This window comes from Catellatospora tritici (assembly GCF_019083965.1).
Lineage (GTDB): Bacteria > Actinomycetota > Actinomycetes > Mycobacteriales > Micromonosporaceae > Catellatospora > Catellatospora tritici.
On record NZ_JAHRCY010000039.1, the window covers coordinates 19821 to 40187 of the forward strand.

Here is a 20367-nt window from a genome sequence, read left to right on the forward strand (position 1 = left end):
ACAGTCGCCGACTGATAGGAGTCTGCCAATGCGTTGGCGTCCGCCGACGCGGCACACGGCAGGAGGATCTCCATGAACACAGCGGATCGGCCGAAGCGTCGATCAGGTCTGCGACTGGTCATCGGCGCCGCGCTGACCGCCCTGGTGGTCATCTCGGCGGCGGGCGTCGCCGTGGCCGGCAGCGGCGGCGCGCAACCGACCGCCAGTGGCCGCACCGACGCCTATACCCGGGACCAGGTCGGCGACATCGGCATCGAGCCCAACCCGTCGGCGCTGCCGTTCTGGGCCAGCCCCGACATCAAGGTCTGCGCGACCGCGCTCGGCTGCGCCGCCGACCAGCCCCTGACCGTGGGCGGCACGGCCTACATCTTCATCACCCTGAACAATCCCGGGCCGTACGGCAGCGGGGTCAGCACCGGTGTCATGAACGTCTACTGGACGCTGCTCGGCGGCGCGGCCCAGTGGCCGACCGACTGGACCTCGATCGGCGCGGTCGCGGTGACCGCGGCGCCGGGCGTCACCACGATCACCATCCCGTGGATCAACGTACCCGACGACGGTCCGGCCCCGGGCGCCCACTTCTGCCTGCTGAGCCGGTGGGTGTCGCCGACCGACCCGTTCACCTTCGAGGGTCCGAACACGGTGGCCAACACGACGGCCAACAACAACATCTCGTGGCACAACGTGGCCCCGATCCCGGTCGTCACCAGCTCCAGCTCCGGCACGACCGTGCCGTTCGCCATCGGCAACGTGGCGGGCGTGCCGACCGCCAACGATCTCGTCTTCGGCGAGGGGGCCGACCGGCACTTCGCGGCCGTCGGCGGCAAGGTCGTGGTGGACCTCGGTGCGCAGCTGTTCCAGCGCTGGGTGCAGGCAGGTGCGAAGGGCACCGGGATCCAGCGCATCGGCGGTACGAAGATCGCGATCCTCGACCTGGCCAAGGCGCGGATCGCCGGGATCACCATCAACCCGGGTGAGCGGCCGCAGGTGCTGCTGATGTTCACCGCGGCCCAGCCGACGACGACCGTCTTCCCGATCACGGTCACCCAGTTCGGTCCGGGCCAGGCCGGTGCGCAGCCGACCGACATCGGCGGCGTCCGGTACGACGTCACCGTCGGACAGGAATAGGCGCGACGCCGCGATGGTGGCGACCCTTGCCGGGCCGGGGTCGCCGCCATCGCTCAGGTGAGGCCGAAGACGCGGTCGAAGAAGTCCAGCCGGGCCGCGTCCTGCACCGCCTCGCCGCCCTTGTGTCCGTTGAACGGATACACCTCGATGGCCTTGGGCCCGGCGTAGCGGTGGAAGGCGGCGTACACGGTTGACGGCGGGCAGCTGGCGTCCATGTGAGCCACGCTGAACAGGGCTGGGACGCGGGCCCGATCGGCGAACAGCACTCCGTCGAAATAGGAGAGGGTATGGAACACCTGCCGCTCGCGGTCGCGGTGCACGCCGAGGTAGGCGGCCAGTTCCGGGTAGGGCCCGGCGGTGGCCAGCTGCGCGCCCCGGCGCATCTCGCACAGGAACGGGACGTCCGGCGCAGCCGCGACCAGGTCGGGCACCAGCGCGGCGACGGCCAGAGCCAGGCCGCCGCCCTGGCTTTCGCCGGTGACCGCGACCCGGTCCGGATCGACCAGCGGATGGGTCCGGGCCGCGGCCACGGCCCGGACGGCGTCGGTGATCACCCGCCGGTAGTAGTGGTGGTGCGGGTCGAGCACCCCGCGGGTGAGAAATCCCGGGAAGTGTGGGTCGGACCCGGCCGGATCAGGGGTATGGCCGTGCCGCCACCCGCTGCCCTGGCCGCGTACGTCCAGGAACAGGTGCGCGTATCCGGCGGCGGCGTAGAGCAGGCACTGGTGGGCCAGCCCCCGCCCGCCGCCGTAGCCGGGGAACTCCACCACGCAGGGCAGCGGGCTGGCCGCGCCCTTCGGCACGGCCAGCCACGCCTTGACCGGGTCGCCGCCGAACCCGGCGAAGCCGACGTCGTACACCTCGACGGTCCGCCGCCAGGCGGAGGTGAAGACCGCCTCCAGCGGCCGCGACCCGGCCTCGGCCAGCGTCCGCGCCCAGAACTCGTCGAAGTCGTCCGGCGCCCGCAGCGTGCTGTGGTAGGCCTCGGGGTCCGGTTCGGTGATCGGCATCGCCTCAGCCCTTCACCCCGGTGTGGGCCAGACCCTCGATGAACTGCCGCTGCGCGATGACGAACACGACCAGCACCGGCAGCGCGGTCATCGACGCGGCCGACAGCTGCACGTCCCACATCGGGCCGCCGTACGCGTCGACGAACTGGGTCAGCGCCTGCGGCAGCGTGAACTTCTCCGCCGAGGACAGGAACACGATCGGTTCCAGGTAGAGGTTCCAGCTGTGCAGGAACGTGAAGATCGCGACCGCGCCCAGGGCCGGGCGGGCCAGCGGCAGCGCGATGCGACCGAACACGGCGAACCGGCCCAGCCCGTCGACCCGGCCCGCCTCCTCCAGCTCGTACGGCAGCGCCAGGAAGAACTGGCGCATGATGAACGTGGCCAGCACGCTGGGCGCGCCCAGGATCGGCACCAGGATCAGCGGCCAGTGCGTGTCGACCATGCCCCAGCGGTGGAACATCTGGAACAGCGGCACGATGGTGACCTCGCTCGGGATGAGCAGCCCGGTCAGCACCACCAGGAACAGCACGTTCGCGCCCCGGAACCGGATGCGCGCGAACGCGTACCCGGCCAGCGAGGACACCGCCAGCGTCCCGACCGTCACCAGCGCGGCGATGTACATGCTGTTGAAGTACTGCCGCGCGAACGGCTGCAGCGTGAACGCCTCCCGGTAGGCGTCGAAGCTGAACGTGTCGGGCCACAGCGTCGGCGGGAACGCGAAGATCTCGCTCACCGGCTTGACCGACGAGGTCAGCATCCACCAGGTCGGGAACAGGAACGGCAGCGCCAGCAGGCACAGCACGCCGTAGACCGCGGTCTTGGCCCTACGACTCATGGAAGACCCACTTCCTGCGCATGCGCCACTGCACGACCGTCAGCAGCAGCACGATGGCGAACAGCAGCACCGACAGCGTCGCGCCGTAGCCGAAGTGATGGAACTGGAACGCCTGCTGGTACAGGTAGTAGACGAGCACCGTGGTGGAGGTCCCCGGGCCGCCCTGGGTGAGCACCGCGATCTGGGCGAACACCTGCAGCGACCCGACCACGGTGATGATCGAGGTGAGCAGGATGGTCGGGCTGATCATCGGCACGGTCACGCTGCGGAACTGCCGCCACCGGCTGGCCCCGTCGACGGTGGCCGCCTCGTACAGGCTGCCGGGCACGCCCTGCAGCGCGGCCAGGAACAGCACCATGTTCAAGCCCACGTTCTTGACCACCTGCACCACGATCACCGACACCATCGCGGTGCCGCCCTCCCGCAGCCAGTTCGGTCCGTCGACGCCGACCGCCTTGAGCAGCCCGTTGATGCCGCCGTCGTCCTGGAGCAGGAAGCCCCAGACGATCGTCCAGGCGACCAGGCTCACCACGACGGGAGAGAAGAACACGGTACGGAAGAACGTGGTGCCGCGCAGCCGCTGGTTGAGCAGCACCGCCAGCAGCAGCGCCAGGGTCAGGTTGAGCACCACCAGGCCGACCGAGAACAGCCCGGTCGCGGCCAGCACGTCACCCAGGCGCGGGTCGTCCAGCAGCGCCCGGTAGTTGTCGGTGCCGGTGAAGGTGAAGGTGTCGGCGAGCACGTTCCACTCGTGCAGGCTGTACCAGACGGTCAGCGCCAGCGGGGTGAAGACGAACAGCACCGACCCGACCAGTTGCGGGGCGATGAACAGGTAGCCGGCGAGGTGGTCGCGCCGGCTACCGGTCCAGAAGGGTCGGTTCACTTGCTCAGCAGGGGGTTGATCGCGGTGCAGACCCCGCCGAGCACCGTTTTGACGTCGGCGTCGGCCTTCCACAGCGGGTCCAGCGCGGACCGGACCGCCTGGGCGATCTCGGCCTGGCCACTGTGACTGGGCTTGACCACGCCGGTGCTGATGCCGTTGATGACGACAGACTGCAGCTGCTCGGGCTTGAGCAACGGGTTGGTCTTGGCGAGGGTGTCGGCGGTCAGCAGCGAGGTGCGCGGCGGCGGGAAGTACGCCGCGAGCTTCGCCGAGTTCGCCGGGCTGGTGAAGAAGGCCAGGAAGTCCGCGGCGACGTCGGGGCTCTTGCCCTTGCGCAGCGCGCCCAGACCCGCCTGCCCGATCACCGAGTAGGCGCCCTTGGGCCCGGCGGGCAGCGGCACCAGGTCCCAGCCGAACTTGGCCTCCTTGAGCAGCGAGGCCCGCGAGATCTGGGTGATGGTCATGGCGGCGTCAGCGGCGAAGAAGTCGGCCGAGGTGCCCGGACCCGGCAGTGCCTGGTCGGTGAAGATCGCCTTGTGCAGGAACGTCATCGCGTCGACCATCGGCTGCTGGTCGAACCCGCACGTCTTGCCGTCGGCGCTCCAGGCCTGCGCGCCCCAGCCGGTCCACACGGTGGCCAGGTTGTCCCAGGTCTTGTAGTCGAAGTCCCGGACGACCAGGCCGCCCTTGCCGTTCTTGGCGTGCGCGGCGGAGGCGACGGCCACCGCCTTGTCCCAGGTCCACTCGCCCTTGGCGATCAGCTGCGCGGGGGTGGGCTGACCGGCGGCGGTGAGCAGGTCGTTGTTGACGAACACGCCGAACGGCGAGGTGCTGAACGGGTACGCGTACAGCTTGCCCTCGTTCTTCCACAGGTTCGTGGCGGCGGGGCTGAGGTCGGCGGTGTTGTAGCCGTCGGCCTTGGCCAGGGTGTCGTCCAGCGGCAGCAGCGCGCCGGAGCTGACGAAGTCCGGTGCCGAACTCTCCAGTACCCACGCCAGGTCAGGGCCGTTGCCCCCGGCGATCTGCGTGGTCAGCGTGGTGGTGTAGCTCTCGAACGGGATCGGATCGAACTTGATCTCGGTGACCCGGGGGTTCTTCGCCTTGTACGCGTCGGCGATCTCGTTGAACAGCTTCAGGTGCGCCTCGTTGGAGGTCCACACCGTCATCCGCAGCGAGACCGGTCCGGTCGACGCCTCGGGCTCGTCAGCGCCGCAGGCGGCCAGACCGAGCGCGAGCAGACCGGCGGTGGCACCGGCGAGCAGACCGCGTATTCTCATCTTCACTCCAACTCCATAAGCCGGAACACTCAGTAACCGGACACATCGGGCCAGCGCAGCTCAACGCCGTCGCGGACCAGCTGTGCCTGGAACCCCGACAGCAGCTCGGGGCTGTTGCGCACGCCTCGCGGCGTGGTCTCGTACCGCAGGCTGTACGCGGCCAGCGCTCCCGCGACCTCACCGACGTTCCACTCGACCGGATGCAGCCGGAACGAGCCGTTGGTGATGTGGGTGGTGCCGATGTTCTTGCCCGCGGGCAGCAGGTTCTCCATCCGGCGCGGGATCAGCGCGCCGAGCGGGATCTCGAAGGGGCAGGACCCGACGTCGATGTAGTTGTCGCCGCCGGTGGAGGGGTGCAGGTCGATGCGGTACATGCCGACCCCGACCGCGTCGGGGTAGGACACCGCGCCCTTGTCGCCGCGTACGGCCAGGGACAGGTCCTGCTCGACCACGGTGTACTCGGCCCGGATCCGCCGCGACTCGCGGATGTAGGGCGCGATCGCCAGTCCGTCGGCCGAGCTGCCGGTGACGTCGCCGCGCAGCCGCAGTCCGGGGAATCCGGCCTCGGTCTGCAGCCAGTAGAGGACCGACAGCGACAGCTGCCGCGCGTTGGCCAGGTGCTCCGCCGCGTCCGGCACGTCGATGACGGGCCCCTCGAAATAGTCGATCATCGGCCAGTTGACCAGGCAGATGTCGCTGTCGTACGTGCCGGGCGCGAACAGTTTGCGGGCCGCGATGCGCCGGAACGTCCAGAGGTTGCCGTCGCCGGGGCTCAACCGCTGGTCCGCGACGACCGACAGCGGGTCGTCGTCGGGGTTCGGGGTGAAGGTGCGCTCGCTGATCGCCAGCGTGCGCGGGTTGGGGGAGCGGAACGACAGCAGCCGGTCGCCCCAGAAGTCGGGCCGGTAGTCGCGCCAGAAGTCGTACTGCGCGGGCTTGTCGATGGTGTGGTCGCCGTCGACGTGGTCGACCGCGAAGCACACCGAGACGGCCTGCATGTTCATCGGCTGCGCCTGGTCGGGGGCGCTGGGCTCGCCGGTGTCGTGGGCCGACTCGAATCCGGTCACGTACTCGGTGCCGGTCAGCGGCAGCAGCTCGCCGGTCTCGGTCGCGTCCAGCACGTACGCGGCCTCGATGGTGATCTGCTCGCCGGTGCGGCGGTGCTCCACCGTCACCGCGCCGACCCGGTCGCCGTCGACGTCGGCGGCCACCGGCCGGTATGGCTGCAGCACCGTCAACCGCCCCGACGACCGGTACGGCGCCAGCATCGCCTCGATCACCGCCACCGCCACCCGGGGCTCGTGGCACAGGCGGCTGACGTGCCCGCCGCCGGGGTTCAGCTCGCGCCACGCCCGCGCCGCCGGGGTCAGCGGGTAGTGCTGCCGGTAGTGGTCGCGGATGCCCTCGCGCAGGGTGCGGTAGCTCGCGGTCACCCCGAACTGCTCGACCCAGCTGTGCTCGTCCGGGGGGACGGCCTGGCTGGTCAGCTGGCCGCCCAGCCAGTCGTACTCCTCGGTGAGCACGACCCGGCGACCGGCCCGCAGGGCGCCCAGCGCCGCCGCGACGCCGCCCAGGCCGCCGCCGACGACCAGGATCTCAGCCCGCATGTCAGTTACCTCTTTCGATGAGCGTGGTGCCGGGCACGAGCTCGCACGGCAGCAGGCGCTGCCGCGGTCCGGGCGTGCCCTCGATGACCGCCATCAGGACCTCGACGGCCTGGGCGCCCATCGCCTGCCGGGGGATCCGCAGGCTGGTGAACTCGGTCTCGGTGGCCGGTGCGGCCCGGGTCGGCTCGCCGAGGGTGGCGATGGACAGCCGCACCCCACGTGAGCGCGCCAGCTCGTGCAGCGCCACCCCGTCGGCGTGCTCCTCGGCCAGCACTGCGGTCACCCCGGCGGCCAGCGCCGCGTCCAGCGCCGCGACCAGGTCCCGGCCCGGCTCGGTCGCCTCGTCGGGTGTACCGGAGGGTTCGCGGGTCGGGTAGTGCACGCCGGTGACTCCGGCGCCCTCGACCGCGGTACGGAACCCGCGCATGCGGTCGGCCCAGGACTCGGGCCCGGCGCCCTGACCCAGGTAGGCCAGGTGGTCGTGGCCCAGCTCCACCGCCCGGCGCACCAGCGCCGCGACCGCCGCCGGGTAGTCGGCGCCGACGCTGGGCACCGGCCCGCCCGCGTCGTCGCGGCGGCCGATCGACACGAACGGCACCTCTTCGGCCAGCAGTCGGGCCAGGTCGGAACGGTCCAGCGAGCGGCCGAGCAGGATGCTGCCATCGGCCAGCCGCAGCCGGTTGTCCTGGTGGAAGATGCGGCGCTGCCCGTCGACCACCGGTGCGCTGGTCAGCAGCAGCAGGTCGCAGCCGAGCTGCTCGGCCTGCTGCTCGATGCCGACCAGGAACGGGTTATAGAAGTCGCTGTTGGCGCTGGGGAACACCGGCTCGTAGGTGAACACGCCCAGGATGCGGTTGTGTCGGGCGGCCAGGCGCCGGGCGATCGGGTCGGCGACATAGCCGGTCTCGGCGATCGCTCGCAGCACCCGCTCCCGGGTCTCGGCCGACAGCTTCACGCTGTCCTCGGCGCGCCCGTTGAGCACGAGCGAGACGGTGGCCTGGCTGACCCCGGTCATCCGGGCGATGTCCTGCTGGGTCACCCGCCTGCGGGCGGCTCCGGTCACGGTACGTGTCCAATCCTCGGGCTAATGCGCATTAGTTGTTTCGGTGAGATGACATGTTGCTGCCGCACCCTTCGTTCGTCAAGCCTTCGCGAACAAATTGAAGTCGATCAAATCTCCTGAACTAATTCGTATTAGCCCCTTGACGCGCCCGCGCACCGCCACCCAGACTTCCGGTTACTTTCGGTTAACTCCATTGACAGGAGGCACCACCGATGAACCCGTCCCTCAACCGGCGGCAGCTCCTCAAGGGCACCGCCGCGGTGGCGGCCGGCGGGCTCGGCGCGGCCACGCTCCTCGGCGGCACCGCCCACGCCGCCCCGGCCGGCTTCCCGACGTACCAGTACATCGGGACCCCGTTCACCAAGGCCAACCTGCGCTACAACCCGACCAACGAGCTGATCTTCCCGTGCATCCGCGGGGTGTACGACAAGCTCGCCGCCCCGCTGGCCAGGTACTACCTCTACTACGCCCCGCACGACAGCCCCGGCGGCATCTGCCTGGCCTACGGCAACTCCCTGGGCGGTCAGTTCACCGAGTACCCGAACAACCCGATCGTGGCGAACGTGTGGTCACCGCACTACTCGGTCAGTCACGTCTCGTCGCCGCACGTCATCTGGAACGCCGCGAACTCGAAGTTCTACCTGTACTTCCACGGCGAGAACGACACCACCCGGATGGCCTGGTCCACCGACGGCGTCAACTTCACCTACTACGGCCGGGTGCTGCACACCGGCGTCATCCCGGGCGCCACCGAGACGTCGTACGCCCGGGTGTTCGAGCACGCCGTGCCGGGGCTGGGCAACAAGTACGTGATGGTGTTCATGGGCGTCACCGGCGGCACCCGCAAGATCTTCTGGGGCTGGTCCAACGACGGCAAGACCTGGTCCTACGACCCCACCCCGCTGGTCACCCCGGGCCCGGACGGGCAGACCGACATCGCCGCCCCGTACCTGCTCAAGCGCAACGACACCGCGTACGTCGTCTACCACGGCAACGGCGGCGACATGTACCTCACCGAGGTCGGCAACAGCTTCGACCGCGAGGTGCACCTCGGGGTGTTCCATTACGCCATGGACGGCGCCCCCGACCGCGGCCGCAGCGCCGCCCCGTCCTTCGGCACCGACGGCGGCGTGCAGTACATGTTCTACGAGGCAGGCCCCCGCCTCGACGGCACCATCGCGGTCGCCCGCGCGGTCTGACCGCCGCACGATCCGTGGGCGCCGGCGGTCGGCACCACCGCCGGCGCCCACGGATACGGCACGGTGGGAGCACATCCACAGATGTCGAGAAATAACGTGCGCGCGAAGCCTGAGCCGTGTAGGAATCCGGCAGAGTTCGCCATCCGCGCCTGACGGGGGATGCGGCACCGCGCGGACGGAATGGACAGTGCGACTGATGCTCAGGGACCGGATCCGCGCCTGGTGGCGGCTGACGGCATCGTTGCGACTGGCCGGGCCCGCGGTGGTGGTGCCGACGGCCGCCCTGTCGTTGCTGACTGGCCTGCTGCCCACCGTTTTCGTCGTGGCCATGGCCAGGGCCATGTACGACCTCACCGCAGCCGACGCCGATGCCGTACGCGGCCTGGCCGACGTCGTCTCCCGCGCCGGCGCGAACCTGCTGCTCGCCTTCGGGGCGCTGGCCGTGCTCCAGCTCATCGCCCCGTTCCAGGAGGCGCTGGCCTCGCTGGCCGCCCGCCGCATCGACCGCCGCGCGCTGCAGACCCTGGTATCCAGCGCCATGCGGGCGCCACTGGCGCGAGTCGAGAGCGACCAGGCGAGGTCGTCCGTGACCGAGATCAGCAACGCGTTCCTGCACAACTTCCCCACCCCCGGGGTGGGCGCCGCCGCGCTACCTCAGCTCGCCGCCCGGTACCTGCAACTCGTCAGCGCGGTGGCGCTGGTCGGACTGACCGTCTCCTGGCTGGTGGCCGGAGCTCTGCTGGCGGGGGCATTGGCGATCCGGCGCGGCAACCGCGGCTCACTGGACCGCTACACCGAGGAGTGGAAACGCCTCAGCCCGGCACGCCAGCGGATGGGCTACCTCCAGTCGCTCGGGACCGAAGCCGCCACCGCCAAGGAGATCCGCGTTCTCGGGCTGCTGCCCTGGCTCATCCGGCGCCACCAGTCGGAGGCCGGCACCTACCTCGGCGGGTTGTGGCGGCGCCGTCGGGCGGTGTTCTTCCGGCCGTTCCTCAGCTACAGCGGCATCGGCCTCATCGTGGCGGTGGCCGCCTTCACGATGCTGACCCGCCTTTACTCGGCGGCCGACGGCGTGGTCGTGCTCGCGGTCGCGGTGCAGGCTGTCCTGGTCCCGCTGCGCTTCGGCGTGTTCTTCCCCGAATGCGACGTACAGACGCAGTACGGCCTGCAGTTCCAGCAGCAGATCGAGGAATACCGTCAGCTGGTGCGCGCCGACGAGGGTCCGCCGTCGCCGTCGCCGTCGCCGTCGCCGTCGCCGTCGCCGTCGCCGTCGCCGTCGCCGTCACCGTCACCGTCGTCCTCGGCCGCGGTCACCGGCGACAGCCACGAGATCCGGTTCTCCGACGTCCGCTTCCGTTACCCCGAAGCCGATCGGGAGGTGCTGCGCGGCCTCGATCTGATCCTGGCGCCCGGGCGTTCGACCGCCATCGTCGGCGTCAACGGTGCGGGCAAGACCACCCTGGTCAAGCTGTTGACCGGGGGATACCCGCCGACCGGCGGCCGGCTGACGGTGGACGGCCGCGAGCTGGCGCAGCTCGACGGCGCCGGTTGGCGCCGCGAGGTCGCGGTCATCTTCCAGAACTTCGTCCGCTTCGATCTCAGTCTCAGGGAGAACCTGCTGCTCGGTGCGGTCCACGCACCCGAGGACCCGGCTGCGATGACCCGCGCCCTTGGCCGTGCCAACGCCCTCGAAATCGTCGAGTCGCTGCCCGACGGCCTGGACACGGTGCTGTCACCGGAGTACGCCGGGGGCACCGGGCTCTCCGGCGGGCAGTGGCAGCGGGTGGCGCTGGCGAGAGCCTTCTACGCGGTCGAGAAAGGAGCGACGGTGCTGGTGCTGGACGAGCCGACGGCGCAACTGGACGTCCGCTCGGAGATCGACTTCTACGACCGGTTTCTCGAACTGACGGAAGGCCTGACGACGCTGGTGATCTCCCACCGATTCTCCACCGTCCGGCGCGCCGACGCGATCGCGGTCCTGGAGGACGGCCGCATCAGCGAATACGGCAGCCATGAGGAGCTCATGTCGCGACCGGGGACCTACGCCGCGATGTTCCGCAGCCAGGCGGACCGGTTCTCGGACGCGGCGACGTCAGGAGGGCAGCGGTGAAGACACTTCGCGCCGCCGCCGATCTGCTGTCCATGGCCTGGCGCATGGACCGCGCGAAACTGCTCAGAGCGATGCTCCTGCTCGGTGCGGGCTTCGTCGCGACACCTCTGGTCGCGGTCGGGCTGCGGGAGCTCACCGACGCCCTGCTCGCCGGGCAGACCACCCAGGCCACGGTCGTCGGCGTCCTGCTCGCGGCCCTTCTGGTGCTGGAACTCATGGGCCAGCACTTCGCGCACATGTCCTACTTCGAGCTCGGTGAACTGGCACAGAACCACCTGCATCACCGGCTGATCACCGCCGCCAACGCCAAGGTGCCACTGGCCCGCCAGGAGCAGCCCGACTACCACGACGACCTCCAGGTCGCCCAGTCGCAGACCTGGAAGATCAGCAACGCGCTCGAGTCCACCCTGCGCTTCGGCGGGCTGGTGGTGCAGCTCGCCATCGGCACGGCCCTGTTGGTGACGCTGAATCCGATCCTGGTCCTCATGCCGTGCCTGGCGATATTCCTGGTCGTGGCCGGCGCCCGCGCCCAGCGACTCCTCGACGCCGCGCAGCAGTCCGCGGCCGAGCACACCCGACGATCCCAGCACTTCCTACGCCTGGCCACGACATCGGAGACGCTCCTGGAGCTGCGGTTGCTGGGGATGCACGACGACGTCTTGGCGCGGCACGCGGCGGCCTGGGATGGCGCCACCAGCCGGCTGTGGCGCGGGCAACTGCGAGCGGCGTTGACCCGGGGCGCCGGGCAGCTCGCCTTCTCCGTCGGCTACGCGGCCTCGCTGCTGCTCGTGTTCCAGCAGCTGGCGACCGGCACCGCCACCATCGGTGACTTCGTGCTGGTCCTGGCTCTGGCGGTGCAGACCACCCTGCAGATCACCGCCGCGGTGAGCCTGCTGTCGGTGCTCCAGCAGACCGGTATGACGCTCAAGCGGATCGACCGACTGGCCGAACCGCAGCAGACCGAGCCGCGCCCGCCCGCCTCGGCTCCGCCGGGGCCCGAGTCGGGGATCGTGGTGCGCGACGTGGCATACCGGTATCCGGGCGCCGAACGCCCGGTGCTGTCGGACATCGAGCTGGACCTGGCACCCGGCACCATCGTCGCGATCGTGGGAGAGAACGGCGCCGGCAAGAGCACCCTGGTCAAACTGCTGTGCGGCCTGTATCAGCCCACCGCGGGCAGGATCTGGTTCGGCGGTCGCGAGGTCGACGCGGGCACGCCAGGGGACGGCACCGTGGCGGCCCTGTTCCAGGACTTCGCCCGAATCGAGCTGGCACTGCGGGAAAGCGTCGGCGTCGGTGCCTGCGAGGGGCCGCAGCCCGCTCCCGATGCGGCCGTGCGTCAAAGCCTGGCCCGAGCCGACCTCGCCGAGCTGCCCGACGGCCTCTCCGACGGACTCGACTCGATCCTCGGCTCGCGGTATGCCCGCGGCGCCGAGCTGTCGGGCGGCCAGTGGCAGCGCATCGCGCTGGCGCGCACGCTGGTCCGTGACCGCCCGTCCCTGCTGGTGCTGGACGAGCCCGCGGCAGCGCTCGACCCGATGGCGGAGCACTCCCTGTTCGAACGCTTCGCCGCCGCCGCGCGAGCACAGGATGCCCACGGCGCCGTGACCGTGTACGTGTCGCACCGGTTCTCCACCGTACGCATGGCCGATCTGATCGTGGTGGTGGAGGACGGGCGGGTCGCGGCCACCGGCACGCACGACCAACTCATGGCGGCGGGCGGCACCTACGCGGAGCTGTACCAACTGCAGGCACGAGCGTATGCGGTGTCCTGACGGCCGACGGTCGGGCCCGGCGGCAGCGGACTTCCCCACCGCCGCCTGCTGCGGGTTGAGCCCGACACCGGTCTGAAGCGCGTCGGCGTCCGGAACGGTGCCACCGCTCCGGACGCCGACGTGTTTCCGACGTCGGTCAGGCCGCCGCGACCAGGACGCGCGAGTCCCGGTGCGGTTCGGCGGCACGATTCAGCAGCATCGCGGCCACGTCCGTCCGGGCCACCTTGGGGTTGCCGCGCAGCGGCCGACCGGTCGCGTCCACCGGCCGTCCGCTGCCCGGATCGTCGGTGAGCGTCACCGCACGGATCACGGTCGTCGGATGGGCCGCCGCGGCCAGCATTCGTTCGGCTTCGCCGAGTTCCCGGTACGCCGTCGGAAGCGAGCTCGTGGCGGTGACGGCTCTGGCGATCCACGGTAGCCGCTGCCACGATTCGCCCACGCCCACCGCGCTGAGCAGCACCAGCCTCGTGGTGGGCGGGACGACGCCCAACAGTGTGCCCACCGCGGCGGGCACGACATCGGAGCGGCCGTCGACGCCGCTCCACGGATGGCCGCGCCGGTAGCGGACCCCGGCGGCGACGACGACCGCGTCCGGCGCGGGAGTCGTCGCCTCCGCCACGGCCGCCGGGTCGTCGACCTGCCCGACCACGACCCGCAGTCCGCCCCGGCCGAGCAGCTCGGCGGGCAGGCGGGCCGCGTCGCGGACCAGGGCGGTCACCAGCCAGCCCCGGTCCAGGGCCTGCCGCGTGACGAGAGCGCCGACCCGGCCGGTGGTGCCGAGCACGGTGATACGAGTGGACATGGGTCTCCTCACCCTTGGGCCCACCGCCTGTGCGTGGGCTACCGTGCATGCCACACCTTCGAGCCGACTCGAAGTCAAGCGAGCGGGAGCGCACCGTGACCCATCCGCCCGTGCCGACCGCCGCCCAGTGGACCGTGGCGGAGTTCGCCGTCCGCTCGGGCGTACCGGCGACCACGCTGCGCTACTGGGACGCCGAAGGGCTGCTGGTGCCGGGTCGGCTCGTCAACGGCCATCGCCGGTACCAGCCCGCAGACCTGGACCGCGCCGAGATGATCCGGATGTGCCAGGCGCTCGGCGCCAGCGTCGAGGAGATAATGCTGATCCTCGACGCACCCGATCCGGGGCAGCGGGCACGCTACGCGGCGGGCAAGCTGCCCGAGGTGATCGAGAAGATCGCGTTGCTGCGCACCGCCGAGGCCCTGCTGCGGCATCTGGCCGTCTGCGGCCATGGCGACGCGGAGAGCTGCCGCGCCTGGATGCGCGCCCACCTGCCCTGACCGCGCGTCTCACCGACTGCGGGCGAAGATCCGCCACCGACGGTCCTGATCGGAGTGGCTGACCAAGACGCGGTCTGATCGGCTACCCGACAGCCTGGAGATTGTTTTTGGGGTTACCGTCGCGGTGATCACCCCGTGGAGGAACCATGTCCCTTCGTCGTCTCGCCATCCTGTCCGCCGGCGCCGCCGGCTTGCTGGTGCTGGCCATGCCAGGCGTCGCCGCGGCGTCCGTGCCGCTGTCCAACGACTCGGTCACCCTGTCGAGCACACCGGAGTCCTACACCTACAGCACCACCAACACCTACTGGTCGGTGGTGGCGCTGCAGTCACCGAGCAACGCCGACTTCGACCTCGCGCTCTCCGGCGGCGGTGTCGCCCTGGGCACCAGCACGCAGGGCACCGGCCGCACCGACTTCATCGCGGTCAACTCCAACAGCGGGTTCCGGCCGATCGGCCGCTACCTGGCGACGGTCACGGCCTACAGCGGGTCGGGGACCTACTCGGTCCAGCGGCAGACCGGGGCGACCACGATCGTGCTTCCGGCGATCACACATCCGGGCAGCACCGGGCCATCCGATCCGGACCTCGCCTTCGTGGTCCTCGCCGACGACGACATCGTCTCCATCGCCGACATCTGGCTCACGACGGGTCAGGCTTTCTGGGCCACCACGCCCACCGCGGGACAACACCTCTATCTGCTCAAGAGCACGGCGGGTACGCCGTCCACCTACGTCCGCAACCGGACCGCCGCGGCGTCCGGCCAGTCGGTGGCGGTCATCGACGGGTGTACGAAGTACACGGCCACCGCCACCGGATGGCATGCCCTGGTGCTCGTCGACGACCGGGAACCCGAGCTGCCGCAGGTGCCCGCCGACGGGATAGCGCACGCGTTGAAGCTGGTGGACCCGGCGACCCCGAACACGTGCCCGGTGCGGAACTTTCCCGACGTCACCCCGTGACGCGACCGCCCCCCGTGACTCGAGCCGAGTCACGGGGGGCGGTGGTGCACCCGCGCGGCGTCATCGTGATGGCCGACGGCGCCCAGGCATGCCCGCCGTGGCGGTGCGACGAGGGCTCAGCAGCTCAGCCGCGCCCCGGCCCAGGTGCCGTGATCGTAGGCGTTGCCGTCACCGGCGTCGGTGACGACCAGATGCAGGGTGGACCGACCGGCCACGCCCACGTCCACTGTGGCGGCCGTGCCGGCGCGCAGTGTGGGACTCGTCCAGAGCGTGACCCCGTCCGCGGTGACCGAGAAGACCACGCTCGCCGCCGCCGAGGTCACCTCGCCGTCGACTCCGACCACCGCGGTGAAGCGCTGGCAGGTGCCGTTGAGCGTGAGCGCCACGTCGCCGTTGGCGTGCGTGCCGACGCCCTTGACGTAGCTGACGCCGCCGACCACCGGCACGACACCGTCACCGGTCGCGGTCTCGCCGTTGGACTGGTCGCGCTCGGCCGCGCCCCACCCGTTGCTCGACGAGGCCCAGGTCAGGTCGCCGGCGTTCGACCCCGAACCGGCGGCGGTACACGTGAGCGTGGCGGCGCCCCAGTCGCCGTGGTCGTAGTCGATACCGTTGTGGCCGTCGCTTGCCCGCAGCTCCAACGTCGCGTATCCGGCGGTGGGGACGGTCAGCGTGGTAGCGCCCTGGCTCGCGGTCTTGACATCGGTGTACGCCAGCAGCTTCCCGTCACCGTAGACCTGGAACCGTACGCCCGCCCGCGCGTCGCTGACCTCGTCGTCGATGCCCACCTGTGCGGTGAACAGCGGGCAGGCCCGGCCCAGCCAGAGGTGCACCGAGCTTTCGGCGTGGACGCCGACGCCCTTGGCGTAGGTGGTGCCGTTGATGGTCAGCGTGGTGCCGTCCCCGGCCGCCTGCTCCTTGTTGGAGCGGTTGCGCTCGGCCGGGCCCCACCGGTTGGTCGAGGCCAGCCAGGTCATGTCACCGACCTGGTATGTCCCGGCCGCCGGGGCGGTCTGGGTGGTGCCGGACCGGCTCACCCGGTACATGACCACGCCGTGCGAGGCGACGCTGCCCGAGATCGACCCGCTGCTGGTGGAGGTGGCGCCGGTCCAGAGGTTCTTCAGGTTGTAGCTCGACGACCCGCCCAATCCGAGTTCGGCCGCGCTGGTGGTGACCGTGGCCGTGGCGGCCGTGCGGTTGAACAGGACCACCGCGACCGAGCCGTCCGACATCGGCTTGGCCCAGACCTCTGTCTCGCCGTCGTCGCGCATGCGCCGCCCCTGCGAGCCGCCCCAGTCCTGGTCCACGGCGATCACGTCGGCGTTGCGGACGATGCCCAGGGTGGTGTCGTTGACCGAGCGCAGGTCGTTGCCGAGCAGCAGCGGCGCGTTGAGCAGCGCCCAGAGGCTGAAGTGCGCCGTGTACTCGGTGGTGGTCATGCCGCCGTTGCCGACCTCCAGCATGTCCGGGTCGTTGAACCCGCCCTTTCGCGCGAACGGCTCGAGCCCGGCCTGCTGGTCGAGGATGCTGGTCATGCTGTTCCACGAGTCGTTGATGTCGTCGGTGGTGCGCCACATGCTGCCGCCCACGTTCGGCCCGAAGATCCACGGTGTGTCCAGGCCCCAGTTGCACAGGCTGTAGACGATCGGGCGGCCGGTCGCCTTCAGCGCGTCGCCCATGGCCTTGTACCGCTCGATCGCGGGCCGTCCCTGGTTGTTGCAGTTGTCGTACTTCAGCAGGTCGACGCCCCACGACGCCCAGGTCTGCGCGTCGACGACCTCGTGGTCGAGGCTCGCGGGAAGTCCCTGGCAGGTCGCGGTGCCCGCCGAGGAGTAGATGCCGAGCTTCAGACCTTTGCCGTGTACGTACGCGGCCAGAGACGCGATGCCGGAGGGGAAGCGGGTCGGATCGGACCGGAGTTTGCCCTGGGCGTCACGCGTGGACGCCATCCAGCAGTCGTCGATGTTGACGTACCGGTAGCCGGCGGTGTCGAGGCCCTTGGCCACGATCGCGTCGGCGGTGGCTCGGATCAGGTTCTCGTCGATGTTGCAGCCGAACCGGTTCCAGCTGTTCCAGCCCATCGTGGGGGCTGTGATCTGGACCACCGGGGTGGACGCCTGGGCGGGCGGACCAACCGGGGCGATCGCCGCGGTCAGCGCGACCGCGAGCAGGAGAGCGAGTCTGCGCACGAGTACTCCTTGGGGACGGAGTGTGTTCGATGGCGACATAGCGCGTTTTTCTGATATCGAACACGGTGAATCGGTTGTACTCCCCACCCATCGAAGATCGCAATAACGTTCTACCGGGCGCTACTCCGGCGTGTTCGCCCTACCGCCGCCGCACAGACCCGGTGCGCTTCGGGTGGTGGCCGCCGTAGAGGTTGACGCGATGATCGGCCAGATGGTGCGGGGTGCGGCCGAGGAACACATCCGACCTGGCGGCGGCGTGGGCGACGTTGATCGTCCAGTCCTCGTACCACCAGCTCGCGGAGCACTGGCAGCCGCGGAACCGGAAATTGGCGAGGTAGAGCGCCGTCTCGCCGGGCGACAGGGTGAACAGGCGCCGCGGTGCACCGGATCGCGGATACACCGCCGAGCTGTGCGCCAGGTGCACCGTGACGCCGCCGTCGGCGCTGCTCAGGTCGAGTGACAGGGCGTACGCCGCCCTGTCACCGGACCGGACCCGCTCGGAGAACCGGTAGCCGTCCAGTGAGCTCGCGACCACGTCGTGAACGACCACGGCGTCATCGGGCATCTCCTCGGGCAGGGGCAGGACCTTGGGCACCTGCCGCCGCAGGTCGGCGTGGGCGGCACCACGTTCGTCCGCCCGCCACGTCACCCGGATCCGCTGAATCACCAACACCGGGGAATTATGGCGTGACCCACCCAGGCCCGCCACGCTCGGTGCGGTCGTGAGCCGGCCCATACCCGTGTGGGCTGCTTAGGCAGCGAGCAGCCCACATCAAGCACTTGGCGGAGGCCCGTCCGAGGTGATGCTGAGGAGCCGGTCGTGATGAGCGGACATTCCGAGGTGGTGTCTCGCGGATCATGGCCCTGTTCGTCCGGCGCGTATAGTTCGCGCGAACCTGAGCGATGCTCAGCCGGCGGCGCCGGCCGCGGCGACGGAGCGATCAACCGTCTTGGCGGGGTGAAGCGCTGGTGGCCGACCGCCGACCAGTGGCTCTACGGAGATGGAGTGCTCAATTGCTGACGGGCGGACGGCGGCGACTGCGGATGGCGGCGCTGCTGGTAGTCGGAGCGTTCGCGCTGTGGTCGTGCTGGGCCATCGGTTGGCCGTACCTGCGGTACTCGTCGGCCGAACAGCGGCTGGCCGCCTCATACCTCGATGAGGTCGAGGTCGAGGGGTACTCGATGGAGAAGGAGTACACCGAGTCAACCTCGGTGGTCGGAAGGTACTACCTCGGCCCCGCCACCGGCGACCCGCTGTCGATGGTGCACGCGCCCGGGGTGACGCTGGCGCTGCTGCCTCCTGCGCAGCGGGTCGACACCGAGTTCGAGCGGAGCTTGGCGAGCACATCGCTGCCGTCAGCCTGGCCGCACTGCGGATTGAGCGTGCACCAGCAGCTCAACAGGTTGCAACTGGACTTGTCAGCGACCGATCAGGACCGGTTCGACCGCGGCGAACTGCAGATCATCAAGGTCGCTGTCGGCTGCGGAGGCTGATGTGGGAACCGCGACGGCGGGTTCTCGTCACCGGCTCGATCGTCGCTCACCTTGGAGCACCCGGTCCAGGCGGCTGTCGACCTCCTGCGCCATCCGGAGGAAGGACTCCTTCGGCAACCCGCTGCGGTCCAGCCGCACGCACACGATGTACTGGCCGTACCGGGCCATCATCTGCCAGCTGGAGCAGGACCGCGGCCAGACCGGGTCGTCATCGGGCCACTCGATGCAGACGACATCGGCCGTGTCAGCCGCCATGGCGGACTCCGGTGCGAGCGGATACGTGACCGCGTCGTCCCCCCCCCGTATCGGGAATAACCGCCGCGATACGGCGCCGGCGCAGCTCGGCGCGGATCTTCTTGGCCGTGTACGCCTTGTCGGCCGGCAGCCGTCCCGGCCGGGTGCGTGGCCGTCCCAACCTCGACCAGCCGCGACGACGTCGAGTTCGTAGTGGCAGGTCGAGAACTTCAGCACCCGGTCGGCCACCACCAACCGCCCAACCAACGACCCGCCTCACGACGCAGCGTCGCCGACAGGATTCGCTGGGCGCGGGTCGAGGGTGAACGGACTGACCTGCGACAATCTCGGCCGTGGGAACAAGTATCCACGGATTCGTCGAGTGCCGTACCTGGGGCGCCGGACTCCCGGTCGGCGAAACGGCCTGGTACGCGGCGATCAGTCTCGAAATGCTCGGCATCACCCGCGACTACGCCGCGTTCGACTGCCTGTTCGGAGTGCGTAGTACCGGGTCGTGGCTGCCTGTCGCCGCCGCCCGCGGCCTTCCCGACACTCCGTCGGAACAGTTCAGGTCTGAACTGAGCGCCTGGGGCGATGCGGCGTTCGGTGTCACCTGGATCTCCTGGCCGGAGGTCGAGGCGATCGACTGGGACGAGCCCGCGCTGCGGCGTGCGACCGATGTCGCCGAATATCGCCGGGTCGGTGACGCCCTGGTCCTCGTCCGCGAGGACGTGTGGAGTCGGAAATTCGGGCGGGCGGCGGGGGTCGACACGCTCGAGGTCGATCCCGACCGGGTCGCTGACCTATGGGACGAGGGCACCGAGTGGCACGTCGGCGACACGGTGTTCCGCGTCCGCCGAGCCCGACGTCGTGACCTCGTTCCTTCCGACGGCATCTGGCATTCGGTCTGGACGGTCATGCAAGTGCTGGCCGGTGTGCACGGCGAAGAGAACGTCCGGCTGGTGGCGTGGTTCGAGGAGTAGGCCACGGCCTGGGGCCCCGCACCGGATCCGCGTCGAAGCGACCGGTCAGGCTGGGAAGCGGCTGGAGAAGTCGGTGTTCAGTTCGATCTGGCGCGCGTTGACCGCGGTTTCGCACGGAGATTGTGCCCCGCAGGCCGCGCAGGAGGCGTCGTCGACCGATATCGGCTGATGGGAGTTCAGCAGTTCAAGGGCGGTCGCGACGACCATGCTGTCGGGATCGAACAGGAATGACATGCTTTACCTCGCGCTTGGACGTAGCGGACCGGTCGACGGCCGGTTCGTCCCGACGATATCCGCGATCACGTCGCCGTAAACCTCCGGC

19 protein-coding genes and 1 pseudogene are annotated in these 20367 nt (G+C 70.1%); 8 read left to right on the forward strand and 12 right to left on the reverse strand.

The window, feature by feature from the left end:
- The first annotated feature begins 72 nt into the window (after window positions 1-72).
- A complete protein-coding gene (locus KUA19_RS40875; RefSeq protein WP_217405215.1) occupies window positions 73-1128 on the forward strand; it encodes a hypothetical protein in 1056 nt (351 codons plus the stop codon).
- Window positions 1129-1181: 53 nt separating this feature from the next.
- On the opposite strand, the gene KUA19_RS40880 is transcribed toward KUA19_RS40875, so the two are convergent.
- Genes KUA19_RS40880 through KUA19_RS40905 form a run of 6 tightly spaced genes read right to left on the reverse strand, consistent with a single transcriptional unit; the run spans window position 1182 to window position 7803 of the window.
- Window positions 1182-2138, reverse strand: coding sequence for an acetylxylan esterase (locus KUA19_RS40880; protein WP_217405217.1), 957 nt, complete (start codon window positions 2136-2138; stop codon window positions 1182-1184).
- Between the two features lie 4 nt (window positions 2139-2142).
- Window positions 2143-2973 (reverse strand): carbohydrate ABC transporter permease, encoded by an 831-nt coding sequence (locus KUA19_RS40885; protein ID WP_217405219.1) that lies wholly within the window; start codon window positions 2971-2973, stop codon window positions 2143-2145.
- Window positions 2963-3856: a carbohydrate ABC transporter permease gene (locus KUA19_RS40890; protein ID WP_217405221.1), complete on the reverse strand. Its 894-nt coding sequence runs from the start codon at window positions 3854-3856 to the stop codon at window positions 2963-2965. Before KUA19_RS40890 ends, KUA19_RS40885 begins: the two co-directional genes overlap by 11 nt.
- Window positions 3853-5133 (reverse strand): ABC transporter substrate-binding protein, encoded by a 1281-nt coding sequence (locus tag KUA19_RS40895; RefSeq protein ID WP_217405222.1) that lies wholly within the window; start codon window positions 5131-5133, stop codon window positions 3853-3855. Before KUA19_RS40895 ends, KUA19_RS40890 begins: the two co-directional genes overlap by 4 nt.
- A 29-nt stretch (window positions 5134-5162) precedes the next feature.
- The gene (locus KUA19_RS40900) at window positions 5163-6740 is read right to left on the reverse strand and encodes an FAD-dependent oxidoreductase (protein WP_217405224.1); all 1578 of its coding nucleotides are present in this window, start codon (window positions 6738-6740) and stop codon (window positions 5163-5165) included.
- A gap of 1 nt (window position 6741) precedes the next feature.
- Window positions 6742-7803, reverse strand: a complete 1062-nt coding sequence (locus KUA19_RS40905) for a LacI family DNA-binding transcriptional regulator (protein WP_308167933.1) — start codon at window positions 7801-7803, stop codon at window positions 6742-6744.
- Window positions 7804-8015: 212 nt separating this feature from the next.
- On the opposite strand from KUA19_RS40905, the gene KUA19_RS40910 reads away from it, so the two are divergent.
- The 3 genes from KUA19_RS40910 (at window position 8016) to KUA19_RS40920 (ending at window position 12887) form a co-directional block, all read left to right on the forward strand.
- Window positions 8016-9002 carry a twin-arginine translocation signal domain-containing protein gene (locus tag KUA19_RS40910; protein WP_217405226.1) on the forward strand — a complete coding sequence of 329 codons (987 nt, stop codon included), beginning with the start codon at window positions 8016-8018 and terminating at the stop codon, window positions 9000-9002.
- Between the two features lie 196 nt (window positions 9003-9198).
- Window positions 9199-11112, forward strand: coding sequence for an ABC transporter ATP-binding protein (locus KUA19_RS40915; protein WP_217405228.1), 1914 nt, complete (start codon window positions 9199-9201; stop codon window positions 11110-11112).
- The gene (locus KUA19_RS40920) at window positions 11109-12887 is read left to right on the forward strand and encodes an ABC transporter ATP-binding protein (RefSeq protein WP_217405230.1); all 1779 of its coding nucleotides are present in this window, start codon (window positions 11109-11111) and stop codon (window positions 12885-12887) included. Before KUA19_RS40915 ends, KUA19_RS40920 begins: the two co-directional genes overlap by 4 nt.
- Window positions 12888-13023: 136 nt before the next feature.
- Here KUA19_RS40920 and KUA19_RS40925 read toward each other — a convergent pair whose 3' ends face one another.
- Complete coding sequence (locus KUA19_RS40925; RefSeq protein WP_217405231.1) at window positions 13024-13689, reverse strand: NAD(P)-dependent oxidoreductase; 666 nt, start codon at window positions 13687-13689, stop codon at window positions 13024-13026.
- A 95-nt stretch (window positions 13690-13784) separates the two neighbouring features.
- Here KUA19_RS40925 and KUA19_RS40930 point away from each other — a divergent pair, with 95 nt between their 5' ends.
- Together KUA19_RS40930 and KUA19_RS40935 are read left to right on the forward strand one after the other, a co-directional pair.
- The gene (locus tag KUA19_RS40930) at window positions 13785-14186 is read left to right on the forward strand and encodes a helix-turn-helix domain-containing protein (protein WP_217405233.1); all 402 of its coding nucleotides are present in this window, start codon (window positions 13785-13787) and stop codon (window positions 14184-14186) included.
- Window positions 14187-14332: 146 nt separating this feature from the next.
- Window positions 14333-15145: a hypothetical protein gene (locus KUA19_RS40935; RefSeq protein ID WP_217405235.1), complete on the forward strand. Its 813-nt coding sequence runs from the start codon at window positions 14333-14335 to the stop codon at window positions 15143-15145.
- Window positions 15146-15261: 116 nt separating this feature from the next.
- On the opposite strand, the gene KUA19_RS40940 is transcribed toward KUA19_RS40935, so the two are convergent.
- Window positions 15262-17334, reverse strand: coding sequence for an NPCBM/NEW2 domain-containing protein (locus KUA19_RS40940; RefSeq protein WP_308167934.1), 2073 nt, complete (start codon window positions 17332-17334; stop codon window positions 15262-15264).
- Between the two features lie 139 nt (window positions 17335-17473).
- A complete protein-coding gene (locus KUA19_RS40945; protein ID WP_217405238.1) occupies window positions 17474-18007 on the reverse strand; it encodes a hypothetical protein in 534 nt (177 codons plus the stop codon).
- Window positions 18008-18348: 341 nt separating this feature from the next.
- Between KUA19_RS40945 and KUA19_RS40950 the strand changes: the two genes are divergently transcribed.
- The gene (locus KUA19_RS40950; RefSeq protein ID WP_217405240.1) at window positions 18349-18828 is read left to right on the forward strand and encodes a hypothetical protein; all 480 of its coding nucleotides are present in this window, start codon (window positions 18349-18351) and stop codon (window positions 18826-18828) included.
- Between the two features lie 27 nt (window positions 18829-18855).
- Here the strand turns inward: KUA19_RS40950 and KUA19_RS40955 are convergent, their stop codons facing one another.
- Complete coding sequence (locus KUA19_RS40955) at window positions 18856-19083, reverse strand: hypothetical protein (protein WP_217405242.1); 228 nt, start codon at window positions 19081-19083, stop codon at window positions 18856-18858.
- 25 nt (window positions 19084-19108) lie between these two features.
- Window positions 19109-19240, reverse strand: a pseudogene (locus KUA19_RS40960) (IS5-like element ISAs34 family transposase); the annotation flags it as partial.
- A gap of 271 nt (window positions 19241-19511) precedes the next feature.
- Between KUA19_RS40960 and KUA19_RS40965 the strand changes: the two are divergent.
- A complete protein-coding gene (locus KUA19_RS40965) occupies window positions 19512-20045 on the forward strand; it encodes a hypothetical protein (protein WP_217405243.1) in 534 nt (177 codons plus the stop codon).
- 45 nt (window positions 20046-20090) lie between these two features.
- Here the strand turns inward: KUA19_RS40965 and KUA19_RS40970 are convergent, their stop codons facing one another.
- Window positions 20091-20279, reverse strand: coding sequence for a hypothetical protein (locus tag KUA19_RS40970; RefSeq protein ID WP_217405245.1), 189 nt, complete (start codon window positions 20277-20279; stop codon window positions 20091-20093).
- Between the last annotated feature and the right edge of the window lie 88 nt (window positions 20280-20367).

Bases quoted from the DNA above. Each gene is read 5' to 3' on its own strand.
- KUA19_RS40875 (WP_217405215.1), top strand. From the start codon at position 73: ATGAACACAGCGGATCGGCCGAAGCGTCGATCAGGTCTGCGACTGGTC.
- KUA19_RS40880 (WP_217405217.1), bottom strand. From the start codon at position 2,138: ATGCCGATCACCGAACCGGACCCCGAGGCCTACCACAGCACGCTGCGG.
- KUA19_RS40885 (WP_217405219.1), bottom strand. From the start codon at position 2,973: ATGAGTCGTAGGGCCAAGACCGCGGTCTACGGCGTGCTGTGCCTGCTG.
- KUA19_RS40895 (WP_217405222.1), bottom strand. From the start codon at position 5,133: ATGAGAATACGCGGTCTGCTCGCCGGTGCCACCGCCGGTCTGCTCGCG.
- KUA19_RS40900 (WP_217405224.1), bottom strand. From the start codon at position 6,740: ATGCGGGCTGAGATCCTGGTCGTCGGCGGCGGCCTGGGCGGCGTCGCG.
- KUA19_RS40910 (WP_217405226.1), top strand. From the start codon at position 8,016: ATGAACCCGTCCCTCAACCGGCGGCAGCTCCTCAAGGGCACCGCCGCG.
- KUA19_RS40915 (WP_217405228.1), top strand. From the start codon at position 9,199: ATGCTCAGGGACCGGATCCGCGCCTGGTGGCGGCTGACGGCATCGTTG.
- KUA19_RS40925 (WP_217405231.1), bottom strand. From the start codon at position 13,689: ATGTCCACTCGTATCACCGTGCTCGGCACCACCGGCCGGGTCGGCGCT.
- KUA19_RS40935 (WP_217405235.1), top strand. From the start codon at position 14,333: ATGTCCCTTCGTCGTCTCGCCATCCTGTCCGCCGGCGCCGCCGGCTTG.
- KUA19_RS40955 (WP_217405242.1), bottom strand. From the start codon at position 19,083: ATGGCGGCTGACACGGCCGATGTCGTCTGCATCGAGTGGCCCGATGAC.
- KUA19_RS40965 (WP_217405243.1), top strand. From the start codon at position 19,512: ATGCTCGGCATCACCCGCGACTACGCCGCGTTCGACTGCCTGTTCGGA.
- KUA19_RS40970 (WP_217405245.1), bottom strand. From the start codon at position 20,279: ATGTCATTCCTGTTCGATCCCGACAGCATGGTCGTCGCGACCGCCCTT.